The sequence below is a fragment of the Flavobacterium xueshanense genome (assembly GCF_900112975.1).
Taxonomy (GTDB): domain Bacteria; phylum Bacteroidota; class Bacteroidia; order Flavobacteriales; family Flavobacteriaceae; genus Flavobacterium; species Flavobacterium xueshanense.
On sequence record NZ_FONQ01000001.1, the window covers coordinates 470,427 to 485,807 of the forward strand.

General features: G+C 34.2%; 16 protein-coding genes. 8 read left to right on the top strand and 8 right to left on the bottom strand.

Features of this window, described 5'->3' with window-relative positions:
• Window positions 1–22: 22 nt before the first annotated feature.
• The gene (locus BMZ76_RS02040) at window positions 23–229 is read right to left on the bottom strand and encodes a hypothetical protein (protein WP_143071039.1); all 207 of its coding nucleotides are present in this window, start codon (window positions 227–229) and stop codon (window positions 23–25) included.
• A 457-nt stretch (window positions 230–686) separates the two neighbouring features.
• Between BMZ76_RS02040 and BMZ76_RS02045 the strand changes: the two genes are divergently transcribed.
• The 3 genes from BMZ76_RS02045 (at window position 687) to BMZ76_RS16350 (ending at window position 2,224) form a co-directional block, all read left to right on the top strand.
• On the top strand, window positions 687–1,265 hold the full coding sequence (locus tag BMZ76_RS02045) for a MarC family protein (protein ID WP_091203045.1): 579 nt from the start codon (window positions 687–689) through the stop codon (window positions 1,263–1,265).
• 131 nt (window positions 1,266–1,396) lie between these two features.
• The gene (locus BMZ76_RS02050) at window positions 1,397–1,597 is read left to right on the top strand and encodes a hypothetical protein (RefSeq protein ID WP_091203046.1); all 201 of its coding nucleotides are present in this window, start codon (window positions 1,397–1,399) and stop codon (window positions 1,595–1,597) included.
• A gap of 480 nt (window positions 1,598–2,077) precedes the next feature.
• A complete protein-coding gene (locus BMZ76_RS16350; RefSeq protein ID WP_317615043.1) occupies window positions 2,078–2,224 on the top strand; it encodes a hypothetical protein in 147 nt (48 codons plus the stop codon).
• 4 nt (window positions 2,225–2,228) lie between these two features.
• Here the strand turns inward: BMZ76_RS16350 and BMZ76_RS02060 are convergent, their stop codons facing one another.
• Genes BMZ76_RS02060 through BMZ76_RS02075 form a run of 4 tightly spaced genes read right to left on the bottom strand, consistent with a single transcriptional unit; the run spans window position 2,229 to window position 5,033 of the window.
• Window positions 2,229–2,393 carry a hypothetical protein gene (locus BMZ76_RS02060; RefSeq protein WP_244281729.1) on the bottom strand — a complete coding sequence of 55 codons (165 nt, stop codon included), beginning with the start codon at window positions 2,391–2,393 and terminating at the stop codon, window positions 2,229–2,231.
• Between the two features lie 38 nt (window positions 2,394–2,431).
• The gene (locus BMZ76_RS02065) at window positions 2,432–4,006 is read right to left on the bottom strand and encodes a S41 family peptidase (RefSeq protein ID WP_091203048.1); all 1,575 of its coding nucleotides are present in this window, start codon (window positions 4,004–4,006) and stop codon (window positions 2,432–2,434) included.
• Window positions 4,007–4,438: a deoxycytidylate deaminase gene (locus tag BMZ76_RS02070; RefSeq protein WP_091203095.1), complete on the bottom strand. Its 432-nt coding sequence runs from the start codon at window positions 4,436–4,438 to the stop codon at window positions 4,007–4,009.
• A gap of 7 nt (window positions 4,439–4,445) precedes the next feature.
• Window positions 4,446–5,033 (bottom strand): HupE/UreJ family protein, encoded by a 588-nt coding sequence (locus tag BMZ76_RS02075; RefSeq protein WP_091203049.1) that lies wholly within the window; start codon window positions 5,031–5,033, stop codon window positions 4,446–4,448.
• A gap of 180 nt (window positions 5,034–5,213) precedes the next feature.
• Here BMZ76_RS02075 and BMZ76_RS02080 point away from each other — a divergent pair, with 180 nt between their 5' ends.
• Window positions 5,214–5,645, top strand: coding sequence for a tellurite resistance TerB family protein (locus BMZ76_RS02080; protein WP_091203050.1), 432 nt, complete (start codon window positions 5,214–5,216; stop codon window positions 5,643–5,645).
• 60 nt (window positions 5,646–5,705) lie between these two features.
• Here the strand turns inward: BMZ76_RS02080 and fbp are convergent, their stop codons facing one another.
• Window positions 5,706–6,725, bottom strand: a complete 1,020-nt coding sequence (gene fbp, locus BMZ76_RS02085; RefSeq protein ID WP_091203051.1) for a class 1 fructose-bisphosphatase — start codon at window positions 6,723–6,725, stop codon at window positions 5,706–5,708.
• 170 nt (window positions 6,726–6,895) lie between these two features.
• Between fbp and BMZ76_RS02090 the strand changes: the two genes are divergently transcribed.
• The 4 genes from BMZ76_RS02090 to BMZ76_RS02105 all read left to right on the top strand — a co-directional run bounded on the left by BMZ76_RS02090 (window position 6,896) and on the right by BMZ76_RS02105 (window position 13,489).
• Window positions 6,896–7,402, top strand: coding sequence for a GNAT family N-acetyltransferase (locus BMZ76_RS02090; protein WP_091203052.1), 507 nt, complete (start codon window positions 6,896–6,898; stop codon window positions 7,400–7,402).
• Window positions 7,403–7,431: 29 nt separating this feature from the next.
• Window positions 7,432–8,688: an aspartate kinase gene (locus BMZ76_RS02095; protein ID WP_091203053.1), complete on the top strand. Its 1,257-nt coding sequence runs from the start codon at window positions 7,432–7,434 to the stop codon at window positions 8,686–8,688.
• A 193-nt stretch (window positions 8,689–8,881) separates the two neighbouring features.
• Window positions 8,882–12,325, top strand: coding sequence for a hypothetical protein (locus BMZ76_RS02100; RefSeq protein ID WP_091203054.1), 3,444 nt, complete (start codon window positions 8,882–8,884; stop codon window positions 12,323–12,325).
• Between the two features lie 96 nt (window positions 12,326–12,421).
• Complete coding sequence (locus tag BMZ76_RS02105; protein ID WP_091203055.1) at window positions 12,422–13,489, top strand: glycosyltransferase; 1,068 nt, start codon at window positions 12,422–12,424, stop codon at window positions 13,487–13,489.
• 82 nt (window positions 13,490–13,571) lie between these two features.
• Here BMZ76_RS02105 and BMZ76_RS02110 read toward each other — a convergent pair whose 3' ends face one another.
• Together BMZ76_RS02110 and BMZ76_RS02115 are read right to left on the bottom strand one after the other, a co-directional pair.
• A complete protein-coding gene (locus BMZ76_RS02110) occupies window positions 13,572–14,621 on the bottom strand; it encodes a sensor histidine kinase (protein WP_091203056.1) in 1,050 nt (349 codons plus the stop codon).
• Window positions 14,622–15,305 (bottom strand): response regulator transcription factor, encoded by a 684-nt coding sequence (locus BMZ76_RS02115; RefSeq protein WP_091203057.1) that lies wholly within the window; start codon window positions 15,303–15,305, stop codon window positions 14,622–14,624. It abuts the gene before it with no gap.
• Window positions 15,306–15,381: the final 76 nt, after the last annotated feature.

Below are 15,381 nucleotides of genomic sequence, written 5' to 3' on the forward strand. Positions count from 1 at the left end.
TTTCCTGAACCATCTGCATTCTTTAAGTTTCCATCAAAATAATCATTGACAAATAAATCACAGTTTTTTCATCAAAAAACAAATCGCCAGCAAAAAAATCAACTTTTAAAAACGGAATGGCGTTTCCATAAACATTAATTTTATTAATATTCGACAAAGTATTTTCAAATTTTAAAGTGAATAAATTGCCTTTGGTATCAAAAGACATCCCCCAATAATATAATTTCAATAAAGTTGAAATGAGCCCAGAAGTAGTTATTTAATTACACCCTCATCTGTTGATAAAAATAAAATGCCTGAATTATCAAATACTAAATCATAAGGAAAAGAAAGAATTTCATTCATATTTGAGTAATATGAAGTTATAAAGGGATTTAGAACATCCTACAAATAAAAATATAGTGATTAAAACAATATTATTTCTTTGAACATATCACACATTTTAACCAAATTAATAAAAAAAACTATTTGGTTATAGAGTTTAAAACAAAAAAAACACAGAAATCCGTACTAATGACCATTTTTCAAATATCCAACAAATAATAAATAAAGAGTTGAATTTAAGTATTTCAAATTCTTCAAAATTTCAAAAAATTATTTTTAAAAAAAGTTTTTAAAGTATTACACCGAAGAAAACTAAAAGCAAATACAAGAATAAAAATATACCTTTGCATACAAAAAAAGATATGTTAGAATTCGACATTAGAGAAATTATCACAGTGGGTATGGTACTTTTTGCCGTAATTGATATTGTGGGATCAATCCCGATAATTGTTGATTTAAGAACGAAACATGGACACATTGAGTCTGAAAAAGCGTCGATTGTTGCCGGTGTTATTATGATTGTTTTCCTTTTTGCAGGGGAAGAACTCTTAAAATTAATTGGTATCGACGTGAATTCTTTCGCCGTTGCCGGTTCGTTTGTCTTATTCTTTTTGGCGTTGGAAATGATTTTAGGAATTCGGATTTATCGTGACGAGGAAGCCAGTTCCGCCTCAATTGTTCCGCTCGCGTTTCCTCTTATAGCCGGCGCGGGAACTATGACTACCTTACTTTCATTACGGTCTCAGTTTTACACTATAAATATTGTAATCGCCATCATTTTGAATATTATTCTGGTATACATCGTTTTGAAATCCTCTTCTAAAATAGAAAAAATGCTTGGCGAGAATGGACTTGGAGTCATCCGAAAGACTTTTGGAGTTGTACTACTTGCGATTGCTGTTAAATTATTCGCTGCGAATGTTAAAGGTTTGTTTGTCTAAATTAAATTTACATAAATTTACCCTCCAATTGAATGCAATAAAATAAATTAGATTTTTTGGGAATTTTATTTTCAGTTTAAAAAACTTACCTCATCTATCTGTTTCTTTCAAAACAAAAACAATAACGTATTATGAAAATTTTCACCAACATATTGGTAATTTTAGCAATAGCTCTAATCCTTTTTAATGTTACTTTGCTGGATTTCAGAAATCCCTTTCAGGGAGATAGTGTCGTTGCTTTTATTGGCATCGCAGCTTCGTTTTGTGCTGTAATGATTCTCTTAATCTTTAGAATTTCAAAAAGAATTGAAGAAAAAACCAACGAAAAGTAATCATTGAATTTGATATACTTATCTTAGGTGGTAGCGTTTCAGCAATGTCATGTTAGCTTATTTTATATTCTGCTAAAAATAAATCTCTTGTATCCGATCAAAAAATCGGCGTTTTTACCCATCAAAAAATATCTTCATTTTAGAAGCGGTTTTCAATAATGCCTACGTAGAATACATTCGGCAGTATTAGGAGCTGATTTATTGAAGGAAAGCATTACATATCTTCAATAAACGTATTCAAACATTACACAAATCCTCGGTTAAAAAGTACTGAAAATTGAAGGCAGTTTTCAGACATTTACAGTGACCACAAATAAAACTACCTACAAAAACAGTATAATTGTGGCAGAAATTGCTTCGGCTAATGCTTTCTCCAGTGAAGGTTTAATGCATTATATAGAATCGCATTAAAAATCACTTCTTGAAAAACAAAAAATACAACTCAAGAACATTGACCATAAAGTTGCCGAACGCATTTATGTGACAGAAACTTTAGCAGATTGGAGAATTCAACTGGTCATTGCTGCCGGAAGTAGCGCCGCAGTTGCAACAGACATTCTTACTTTATGGAGTGGCGAGATTAAAACGCAAACACATGACAGTATTGGGCAGAAAAAGTTGAATTAAACTTTTAATTATGCATCAACTTTAAACTATTAATTATTTCAATAATAGAATCTTCATTCAATTCAACTTTCTTTAAAACAGAATTAATTCCTTCAAAATCCTTTTGTTTTAAGCAAATTTCAAAATCATTCATAAGTCCTGCAACATACAATCGTTCATTAACTGTCATTCCAGAAAACTTATATTGCATATTGTAGAAAATATTAATTATTTTTGATTTAAAACCTTTTTAACCATCGCATCTTCTTTCAAAACAATTTGATAGTAATAGCTTTCCCCATACAATTGTCGGGCAAATTCAGCAGCCAAATATCTTTTTACTAAAGCCTTGCTTTTTCTAAAATTCAAATCCAAACCGTTTCCGAAAATAAATTTTTCAAATGCATTGAAATAGAAATCCGTTTTAGTCATTTTAGTTTTAAATTGGTTAAAAGACAAGCCTTTAAAAGTGCTTCTATGTTTATCTAATTGTTCAAAAACAAAATTACCTACGATTCCCGATTGTAATAAATAAGCGGCACTTTCATTTCCGTGCTCCACTTCCAGCGGTACAAAAACATCAGGTACAATTCCGCCGCCACCGTAAACAATTTTGCCTTTTTTAGTTTTGAATTTTATAGTGTCCGAAACTTTTATGCTGTCTTTTTCATATAATTCCCCATTTCCAAAACGGGCTTCAGATTCTTTGAAATACGCTTCATTCCCTTTTGAATATGGTTTTTGAATCGAACGACCGGTTGGCGTGTAATATCTGGCAATAGTCAATCGAACGGCTGAACCATCAGCAAAATTCATTTCTCGCTGTACCAATCCTTTTCCAAAAGAACGGCGCCCTACAATGGTTCCTCTGTCATTATCCTGCACTGCTCCGGCAAGAATTTCACTGGCCGAGGCAGTGTTTTCATTGATTAAAATAAAAACATTCCTTTTTTCAAAATTGCCTTTTGCAGTCGCAAATGTTTTATCAATATTCCCGTTTTTGTTTTTTGTGAACACAATCAGTTGCTTATCCGTCAACAATTCATCGGCAATGGCAATGGCCTCTTCCATGTAACCTCCACCGTTATCTCGAACGTCAATGATAAGTGAATTTGCACCTTGATGCTTCAGTTTTATTAAACCTGACATAAACTCACTGTAGGTCGTTTCCGAAAACCGATTTATTTTAATATACCCTGTTTTATTACTCAAAAGCAGCGCCACATCGACACTTTTCAGGGGAATAACATCGCGCTTAATTTTCACTTTTAGTCTTTTGCCTTCCGATTTTCTGTAAATGGTAAGTTCAATATTTGATCCAACCGTTCCTTTCAATTTAGAATACAAACTGTCACTTGGCAATTTTCGCCCAAATAATTTTGTTTTATCGGCATATAAAATTCGATCACCTGCTTTAATTCCAGCTTTTGCCGAAGGGCCGTTCTCCACTGGTTTAATAACGGCAACAGAATCTTTATACATGTAAAAATTTACGCCTATTCCCACGAAGTTCCCCTTCATGCTTTCCATCACTTCCTGCTGGTCGCTGGGCGGAATATAAACGGAATGTGGGTCTAATTTCGCCAGAATATTATCAACGGTAAGGTTTACAATAGAATCTGTGTTGACATCATCTACATATTCATTATCAATAAAATCGATGAGTTTATTCAGTTTATTTTTTGAATTATTGTTGACTAAATAATCCGCTGTATTAGGGAAATTCAACATGCCACCAAGGACAACACCCAAAGCAAGTGTTGCAAAAATAAGAATGGGCAGATATTTAGTATTAAAGTTCATTTATTCTTCTAAAATTGAAATATGTTCCACCTCAACTCCTGCTTTTATCAAAAATTGGATTCCAGAATCATCGCGATATCCCTTATGGTAAACCACTCTTTTTATTCCCGACTGATGAATCAACTTGCTGCATTCCTTACAAGGCGAAAGCGTAATGTATAAAGTGGCGCCTTCACAAGATTGCGTGGATCGGGCTACTTTTAGAATCGCATTTGCTTCAGCGTGTAAAACATCCCAACGTGTCAAGCCTTCTGCATCTTCACAGCAGTTTTCAAAACCAGTAGGTGTTCCGTTGTATCCGTCAGAGATTATCATTCTATCCCGCACAATAATCGCACCAACTTGTTTGCGTTTACAATAGGACAAAAGACTCCATTCTTTGGCAATTCTGAGATATGCTTTATCGTACTTATTCAATTTTTTTTCGCTCATTTTATCTTTACCAGATTTCACTTTCAACAATCATAGGAATAACTACTCCTATTATAAAGGCCGACATTACCAATGTCCAATCGCGTTTCGAAAATCTAAAAACGGTTTGAACAATATACGACAAGATCAAAACCACAAAAACCACTACAATCTGAGCCGCTTCTATTCCCAACGCAAACTCGGACAATGGCAATATTTTAGAAATAGCATTACCGCCCAGAATCGATTTGAAATAATTTGAAAATCCCAAACCATGAATAATCCCAAAGAAAAGCGTGATAAAAAATATCACATTTATACTTTCTTTCTTGCTTGATTTTCCTGCCGTAAAAAGATTAAACAACGCCGTTATGAGTATCGTAATTGGAATCAGCAACTCGACCACATTTACTTTTATGGCAATTATTTCAAAAACCGAAAGCATTAAAGCCATTGTGTGACCAATGGTAAAAAGGGTAACCAAAAGCACAACTCGCTTCCAATCCTTGAAAGAGAAAGGAACTGCTAATGCTATTAAAAACAAAACATGGTCATAAGCATGAATATTTAAAACGTGTTTTAATCCTATTTGAAAGTAAATCCAAAATTCTGACATCGGTAATTAATTAGGTTGATAAAGGGGTTGTAAACTTACGATTAATTTTGAAAATGATTGATTTGATTATTTAAATAAATACATTTCAAAAGACATCTAAAGCAAAGAAAAAATATAAAAAAAATAAAAATTATTAATTTAAAAATAGATTTATCTTTGTAAGATATAAAACCAATAATTATGTCATTTTCAGATTTATTTGATAGCGAATTCAAGCAAAGAAATAAAGGCCATTTTGCATCAATTGTCCGTGTAGCACTTACTGACGAGAAATTTTCTCCAGAAGAAAAAGCATTTTTAGACAAACTGGCAGTTCGATTAGAAATTTCTTCCGCAGAATATGAGGAAATTTTAGAGAATCCTTTAAAATACCCAATCAATCCTCCTTATTTGTACGAACAAAGAATAGAGCGCTTGTATGATTTAGCCCGAATCGTTCACGTTGATCATCATTTAGGTGAGAAACAAGAGCTGATGCTGAGAAAAATTGGTGTTGGTTTAGGGTTTAACACTGAAAATGTGAATTACATCGTAGATAAAGCACTGATATTAGTAGAAAAAGAAGTTGATTCGGACACTTTTCTTTTCGAAATGAAAAACATGAACAAGTAATTACAAAGCATACGAAAAAAGCTCTCAGAAATCTGAGAGCTTTTTTTATAAACCTGAATTTTAGTATTTGCTTAATTTAGCTTCATGCATAAATTCTTCCGCTTTTTCTACCATGTTGTAGCTTCCGCAAAAGAACGGCACCCTTTCATGTAATTCTGTCGGTTCAATTTCCATGATTCTGTTAAATCCGTCAGAAGCCTTTCCTCCGGCTTGTTCAGCAATAAAAGCTAATGGATTGCATTCATACAACAATCGTAATTTTCCTTTTGATGCTTTGGAACTTGTTGGATAAATATAAATTCCGCCTTTAATCATATTTCTGTGAATATCCGAAACCAAACTTCCTATATAACGTGATGTGTAAGGTCTATCATCTTCTTCTGACTGGCAGTATTTAATATAATCTTTTACTCCTTGCGGAAAATGAACATAATTCCCTTCGTTGATGGAATAAATATGACCATCTGTTGGAAACTTCATTTTTGGATGCGATAAATAAAAGGTTCCAATGGCCGGATTCAGCGTAAATCCATTGACGCCGTGTCCTGTTGTATAAACTAACATTGTCGATGTACCGTAAATTACATATCCTGCTGCAACCTGGTTGATTCCTGGCTGTAAAAAATCTTCAAGGGTAACTGGAGTTCCTATTGGAGTAATTCTTCTATAAACCGAAAATATAGTTCCAACCGAAACATTTACATCAATATTTGATGAACCGTCAAGCGGATCCATTAGCACTACGTACTTATTATTATGGCTGTTATCACTTCCTTCTACGGTGATGAAATCATCATTTTCTTCAGAGGCAATGCCACAAACAATTTCACGATTGATTAAAGTTTGAATGAAAACTTCATTGGCATAAACATCAAGTTTTTGTTGATCTTCACCTTGTATATTCTGTTCTCCGGCTGCCCCAACAATGTCAACTAATCCTGCTTTGTTTACTTTATAATTGACTACTTTGGCAGCCAATCGGATGGAGTTAATGATTCGGGATAATTCGCCTGACGAATATTGAAAAGCGTTTTGATTTTCAATAATAAATTCTCCTAGTGTTTTGTTGCGTTCTTCCATTACGAAATCGATGTAGTTAATTTGAAGTCACAAATATCGTTTTTTTTGTGAAAATGATTTGAATAAAATTTACTTAGTTTACCAGTATTGTATATTTGCTGAATAAACCACAAAATTAATACGTAAAAATGCAATTTTATTGCATTTTTGAACCATTAAAATAAAAATTTATGAATATTCGAAGAGGAAATCCGCAAGACATGCAAGCCGTTTTAGGCCTTATTCAAGAATTAGCTGCATTTGAAAAAGAACCAGATGCTGTTCTTGTAACTGTTGACGATTTAATTCGGGATGGTTTTGGTCCTGTTCCTTTATTTCATGTTTTTGTTGCCGAAGTGGATGATGACACGAGCGACAGCGAACAGCCGAAGCAAATAGTAGGTATCGCATTATGGTATTACCGCTTTTCAACTTGGAAAGGAAAAACAATTCATTTAGAGGATTTAGTGGTAAAAGACAAAATGCGAGGAACCGGACTTGGATATGCGTTATATTCTGAAATTTTAAAACAAGCGAAAAAAGATCAGGTTCGAAGAGTGGAATGGAATGTGTTAGACTGGAATACACCGGCAATCGAATTCTATGAAAAATCAGGTGCAAAAGTGCTTCGAGATTGGTATGTGGTACAAATGGACGAAATAGGAATCAACCATTTCGTGAAAGATAAATTAAAATAAAGCATAAAGAACAATTTTTGTTTAAAACTATGAGAATATTCAAATTTGGAGGAGCTTCTGTAAAAGATGCCGCAGGAATTAAAAACGTATATGAAGTTTTACAAAAAGTGGGATACGAAGATGTATTGTTGGTCGTTTCTGCAATGGGAAAAACGACGAATGGATTGGAAATTGTCATAAAAAATTATTTCGACAAATCGGCTGAATTAAATTCATCTGTCCAGGAAGTCAAAAAATACCACAATCAAATTTTGATGGATTTATTTGAAGATGACAAAAATGAAGTTTTTGCCGCTATAAATACACAATTTACTGATTTAGAATATTTCTTGGCACACAATAAATCTCCCAATTATAATTTTGTTTACGACCAAATTGTAAGTTACGGAGAATTAATTTCGACTACTATTCTGAGTCATTTCATGAATTTCATGGGCATAAAAACGCAATGGCTAGACGTTCGTAATTTCATAAAAACAGACGCAAATTATAGAGATGCCGAAGTGGATTGGGAATTGACGCAAAAAAATATTGCCAAAAACGTAAAACGAAAAATACTGAACATCACACAAGGTTTCTTGGGTTCAGATGAGAATAATTTCACTACCACTTTGGGTCGTGAAGGGTCCGATTATACTGCTGCGATTTTTGCATATTGCTTAAATGCCGAAAGCGTAACTATCTGGAAAGATGTACCCGGCGTAATGAATGCCGACCCAAGATATTTTGAAAATGCCAGTTTATTAAATCAAATTTCCTATCGCGAAGCCATTGAATTAGCTTTTTACGGCGCAACAGTTATTCACCCAAAAACGTTGCAGCCTTTACAGAAAAAGGAAATTCCTTTATATGTGAAATCATTTATAAACCCATTATTGAAAGGAACAAGTGTTGCTAAAGGTGTCGATTTAGAACCGTATCTGCCTTGTTTTATTGTCAAAAGAAACCAACTTTTAATTTCGCTTTCCTCAATAGATTTCTCTTTCATCATGGAAGAAAACATCAGTGAGATTTTTGCATTGTTTCACCGATTCAAAATAAAAGTAAACTTAATTCAGAATTCTGCAATTAGTTTCTCTGTATGTGTGGAAGATAAATTTGATACTTTTAAAGCATTGAATGCCATTTTATCTAAAAAATTCAAAGTTGAGTTTAATGAAAATGTCACTTTATATACCATTAGACATTTCGATGACAAAGCAACGCAAACTGTCGAAGAAAACAAAATTGTCTTATTGAAACAAGTCAGTCGTGAAACCATGCAAGTCGTGACAAAAGAAGTTTAAAAACTGTTTAATACTATTGAAAAATGGGAATCAAAATTAAATTTTGATTCCCATTTTTTGTTGCTAAAAGTATAAATACAAAAGCTTAAATGGAGAATATGTTTATTTATGTATCGGCTGATTTTCTGATTAACCCATATTCTAATTATCGAATTATAAATACTACTTTTGATACTTTCGAGTTATAATATTTATGTTGAAAAAATTACTTTTTTGGATTGTAATAAGCTGTTTTTCTGGGCTCCATGCCCAGGAAATGAATTCGCTGTACAAAACCAAAAAAATCCTTCCCTCAAGCGACACGATTTATATTGAAAAAGAAAGTATTAATTCCAGTTTTTTCAAATTGCTTGACGCCAATAGCAAGCGAATCGACAGCACATTATTTAAAATAAATTTCGAAAAAGGCACGCTACTTTTAAAGGAAAACAGCAATTTTAGCTCCGATTCACTTACAATACAGTATCTAAAGTTTCCGGCAATATTAACTCAAGAATACCATATTTACGACTCCAGCCGAGTAGTCAGTAATGAGGCAGGAACTGGAAATTTATACAAAATTGAAGAAAAAAACATAAACAAAAATGTGCCTTTTGACGGATTGAATACTTCCGGGAGCATTACGCGTGGCTTGACGATTGGAAACAATCAAAATGCGGTTTTGAACTCCAATTTAGATTTACAAATCACAGGGAAAATTTCCGAAAAAGTAAGTTTGAGAGCCTCCATCCAAGACAGTAATATTCCGTTGCAGGACGGCGGCTATTCTCAAAAACTGGATCAGTTTGACAATGTATTCATGGAATTGTTCAGCGAGGACTGGAATATTCGAGCGGGCGATATCTTTCTGGAAAACAAGAAAACCCAATTCCTGAATTTCAACAAAAAAGTACAGGGACTGGCGACAAATTTCAACTTTGGAACCGAAGAAAACAAAACAAATGTATTTGCGTCAGCGGCATTAGTTCGAGGACAATATGCCAAAAGTAATTTTGTGGGACAAGAGGGCAATCAAGGTCCATACAAATTAAAAGGACAAAATGGCGAATTGTATGTTCTGGTGGTTTCAGGTTCAGAACGGGTTTATGTAAATGGCATTTTATTAAAACGTGGCGAAAACAATGATTATACAATAGATTACAACGCCGGTGAAATTGTATTTACGCCACTTTTTACTATCACTTCCGAAATGCGAATTGCTATCGAATATCAATACTCCGATCGAAATTATACCCGCTTTGTAACTTACGCCGGAGCCACGCATGAAAATGAAAAATGGAGTTTTGGTGGCTATTTATATTCGGAAAACGACTTGAAAAATCAACCGTTACAACAAAACCTTTCAGAGGAACAAGCCCAGATATTGGTGAATTCCGGAGACAATCCAAGTTTGATGACTGCACCTTCAGCCTATTCTGACACTTACTCCGAAAATAAAGTGCTGTATCGAAAAACGCTAGTTAATGCCGTAGAAATTTTCGAATATTCGAATGACGCACAACAAGAGTTATTCAATGTCCGATTCACTTTGGTAGGAACCAATAGCGGGAATTATATTTTGACCAATGCAGCAAAAATCACCCGAGTTTACGAATACATTGTTCCTATAAACGGGATTTCGCAAGGAAATTACGAACCCATAATTCAACTTATTGCGCCAACGAAGATACAAGTCGCCACCTTTTTAGGGAAATTTAAACCCACTGAAAAAACAGCTGTAGATTTTGAAATTGGCATCAGCAACAATGATAAAAATTTATTTTCGACCATTGATGATGCGAATAACAAAGGTTTGGCTGGAAAAATAAATGCCAAACAACGGCTTTTTTCAAAAAAATGGCAGATGGATGCTTTCGCTAATTATCAATTTATTCAGAACAATTTCAAGTCTGTGGAACGGCTTTATAATGTCGAATTTGACAGGGACTGGAACTTAGGAACTGCAGGTATTGGAAATCAAAGTTTATTAGTTTCCGGATTGCGATTGGATTTAAATCCAAAACCAAAATCCACCAACAAAGGATTAGTATTGTATCAATTTGAAAAACTGGATTTCTCCGAAAATTTTTCGGGTAGCAGGCATGTTTTAAATGGTTTGTTTCGAATAAAAAATTGGACTTTTCAAAACCAAGGCAGTTTTTTAAACAGCGATGCAAATATTTTATCTTCCAAATTTTTAAGAAACCAGTCTCAAATGCGTTTTCACTTCGATAAAAATTGGGTTGGTTCCAGTTTGCGATTAGAGGATAATCAGGAAAAAGACAAAGTCACAAATCAGTTTTCGGCTTTAAGCCAAAAATTTACAGAGTACGGTTTTTTTACTGGAAGAGGAGACAGCACGAAAGTTTTTGTAGAATTGGGTTATCTTAGAAGAACCAATGACAGCTTACAATCCCGAAGTGTCGGGAGTTTGATTCAGCGCGTAAATTCCTCCCAGACTTTTATGCTGAAATCAAAATTAATACAAACCAATAAAAGTGATTTGTCCCTTTATGCCAATTACAGAATTTTGGAATTTGTGGACGCTACACGAAAAAAAGAACCAACATTGAATTCCAGAATCGTGTACACGGACCGTTTTTTCAATCAATTAATCCAAAGCACAACGGTTTACGAGACGAATTCAGGAACCATTCCGCAACAGGAATTTACCTATCTGGAAGTACCGGCCGGACAGGGCGTTTACACTTGGAATGATTACAACGACAATGGAATTCAGGAATTACAGGAGTTTGAAGTCGCTCCGTTTATCGATCAGGCGAAATTTATCCGGGTGTTTTTACACAATCGGATTTATATAAAAACACATCAAAATAAGTTCTCTCAATCCGTAACCTTAAACCCAAATCAATGGCAAAATGAGAAAGGAATAAAAAAATTACTTTCTTATTTCTACAATCAAACCGCTTTTATAATCGACCGAAAAACGAGAAGTGACGGAGCTAATTTTGAATTAAATCCGTTTAGCGGCTCCAATGAAAATGTGCTGGGACTGAATTCCAGTTTAAGAAACAGTTTGTTTTACAATCGAGGGAAACAAAACCATTCGATTACCTATTCTTATCTTCAAAATAAAACGAAAAACTTATTGTCCATAGGTTCGCAGGAAGCTACCAACAATTCCCATCAATTGCAGTACAACCATTTATACCAGAAAAGCTGGCTGTTTGGTTTTTTTGCCAAAACGATTCAAACCACCGTTCAATCGGAGAATTTCCCTGAGAAAAACTTCGACATCACTGGTCATCAATTGGCTCCAAAAATCAGTTATTTGTTTTCCAAAAGTACCAGTTGGGATATCTTTTATGAATTACAAAAGAAAGACAATCAAATTGGCGTAGCGGAAACGCTGCTGCAAAATCGCTTTGGGACTGCCTTTTCTTATGCAGGAACTAAAAAGTTTACGATGAATGGAGAGGTTTCTTTTTACCAAAATAAGTTCGAAGGAAATGAATTCTCTTCCGTAGGATTTCAAATGCTGGAAGGATTACAAACGGGTCAAAACTTGACGTGGAGATTGCTTTTGCAAAAAAATATCACACAATTTTTAGATATAAACGTTAATTACCAAGGTCGAAAAAGCGAAACAAGCCAAGCCATTCATACTGGAAACGTGCAATTAAGAGCTTATTTTTAATGAAATAATTTAATGGTTTGGTAATGCCTTAGAAATATGCGAAACGGGTTGATTGCCTAACTTTCACATTAAATACAACGAACCTACTTATTGCACATGGATTTGAAATTGGAACAAAAGACTATTTTAGTTGCACCTTTAAATTGGGGTTTAGGTCACGCTACACGATGCATTCCAATCATTAAAGCGCTATCAGAAAACAACTATATCCCAATAATTGCATCCGATGGGATTGCATTGGCATTGCTAAAAAAGGAATTTCCCAACATACAAACACTGGAACTTCCCTCTTACCAAATAGAATATGCAAAAAAAGGACAAAATTTCAAATGGAAATTATTAAAAAATAGTTTGAGAACCTTAAAAGCAGTTCGCCAAGAAAAGAAAATAATTGAAAACTGGATTGAAAAATATGCCATTGACGGCATTATTTCGGATAACAGATTGGGTGTTTTCGGTAGGAAAGTTCCCTCGGTGTATATCACGCATCAATTGAATGTATTGACAGGGAACACGACTTGGATTACAAGCAAAATCCATCAATATGTTATTAATAAATACACTGAATGCTGGGTTCCGGATCATCCCGGCAATCTAAATCTTACTGGGAAACTAGGTCATATTGACAGCGTGAATACCAAAATCAAATATATTGGACCGGTAAGCAGACTGCAAAAGAAACTGTTGCCCAAAAAGTACGACTTGCTCGTGATTCTTTCGGGACCGGAACCTCAACGGGGATTATTAGAAAACCATTTAAAAAAAGAAATCGTTCGGTTCGAAGGAAATGTGATTTTTATTGAAGGAAACGTTGAATCTGAACAGAAAATTGTTGTAAAAGAAAATGTAACCTATTATAATTTCATGAATTCAACAGCGCTGGAACAAGCTTTTAACGAAAGTGAAATGGTGCTTTGTCGTTCCGGTTATACCACAATAATGGATCTTGCAATCTTGAGAAAAAAGGCTTTTTTTATTCCCACACCCGGGCAATACGAACAGGAATATTTGGCTAAAAAATTAAAGAAAGAAGGCTTGGCTCCTTATTCGAATCAAAATGATTTCAGGATGGAAAACATTGAGGAAATTCAGGATTATAAAGGGCTACCAAGATTGGATTCTAAAATAGAATGGATGGATTTGTTTCAGGTTTTTAAAAAATAGTAAATTATTTTAAGCATAATAAAAAAACCAATTCAGATGAATTGGTTTTTTAAAATAGTAAATCTTTACAAGCTATATTTTCTTAATTGTTTTTTACTTTTTCAAGTGTAAAAGAAAATTCAGACCCGACGCCAAACGTACTGTCTACATAAATTTTCTCCTCATGAGCTTCGATTATGTGTTTTACAATAGATAATCCCAAGCCGGAACCTCCCTCTGTTCTCGCACCGCTTTTGTCTACTCTGTAAAAACGTTCAAAAAGTCTGGGAATATTCTTTTTCTCTATCCCTTCGCCGTTATCAGTAATTCGGACGATGACTTTTTCGTCCGTTAAATCTTCAATACTAACTTCTGTAGAACCTTTTAACTTTCCGTATTTAATAGAGTTCACAATCAAATTCATTACTACTTGTTGAATTTTTTCCTGATCGCCCAGAACCACAATAGGTTTGTTGTATCTCATATCAAACATTAACAAAATATCTTTCTTAGAAGCTTTCATTTCGAGCAAATCAAAGACATTTTGAACGAGTTTAACAATATCAAATTTAGCTATTTCCAAGTTCAAATCGCCAATTTCGAGTTTGGAAATCATATCTAAATCCTGAACAATGTAAATGAGTCTTTCCACACCTTTTTCGGCTCGTTCTAAGTATTTTTTTCGGATTGTTTTGTCGTTCATGGCGCCGTCAAGCAAAGTTGACAGATAGCCTTGAACCATAAAAAGCGGAGTTTTGAGTTCGTGAGAAACATTGCCCAAAAACTCTCTTCTGTATTCTTCACGGACTTTTAAAGTCTCTATTTCCAACTTTTTATCCGTGGCAAACTTTTTGACTTCACGGGTAAGTGTAGCCATATCAGTAGTTATAGGCTGGTTTCTAAATGTGCTTGATTCCAATAAAGAAACATCATCGTATATTTTTTTTACCTTTTTATAAATGAAACGTTCCACCCGATATTGAATTACGATAAAGGAAAATGTAGCAATTGATAAGGCAAAAAGAAGGGAAAACTGATATGAAAAAGTAAAAAACAAGTAGGTGAGAAAACTAACTAATCCTGTAGAAAAAAGAGTAATATATAAAGCCGACTTGACGGCAAAACGATATGTTTTTTTAAAATTTATTGTCATTTACACTTCAAACTTATATCCCACTCCTTTAATTGTTTTGAAGAAATCTTCGCCTATTTTTTCACGTAATTTTCTGATGTGAACGTCAATCGTTCTTCCGCCCACCACTACTTCATTACCCCAAACTTTGTCCAAAATTTCATCTCGTTTAAATACTTTTCCAGGTTTTGAAGCCAAAAGATAAAACAACTCAAATTCTTTTCTGGGTAATGCAATTTCGATATTATCTTTTACAATTTTGTATTCTTCTCGGTTAATTTCGATTCCGCCTACGTTCAGTGTTTCACTGTTTTGCTCTTTTTCCTTTAATCGGCGCAACAAAGCTTTCACTTTACTAACTAATAATTTAGGCTTGATAGGTTTGGTGATGTAATCATCTGCACCAGCATCAAAACCAGCAACTTGAGAGTAATCTTCGCTTCTGGCTGTCAGGAAGGTGATGAGAACATTGCTAAGTTCCGGAATTTTTCGAATGTTTTCACAAGCCTCCATTCCATCCATTTCCGGCATCATAACATCCATTATAATAAGGTCTGGAATTTCTTTTTTTGCCTTGACTACAGCTTCTTTGCCGTTTGCCGCTGTAAAGATTTGATATCCTTCCTGAGAGAGGTTGTACCCTACAATTTCTAAGATATCCGGCTCGTCGTCTACTAATAGAATCTTGGTGTGTTTTTTCTTCATAAAGCGCCAAAAATTGTTTTTGAATTGTAAATGTAATACTAATTGGGGTATTGAAAAGCTGTTAACCGTAATTTAA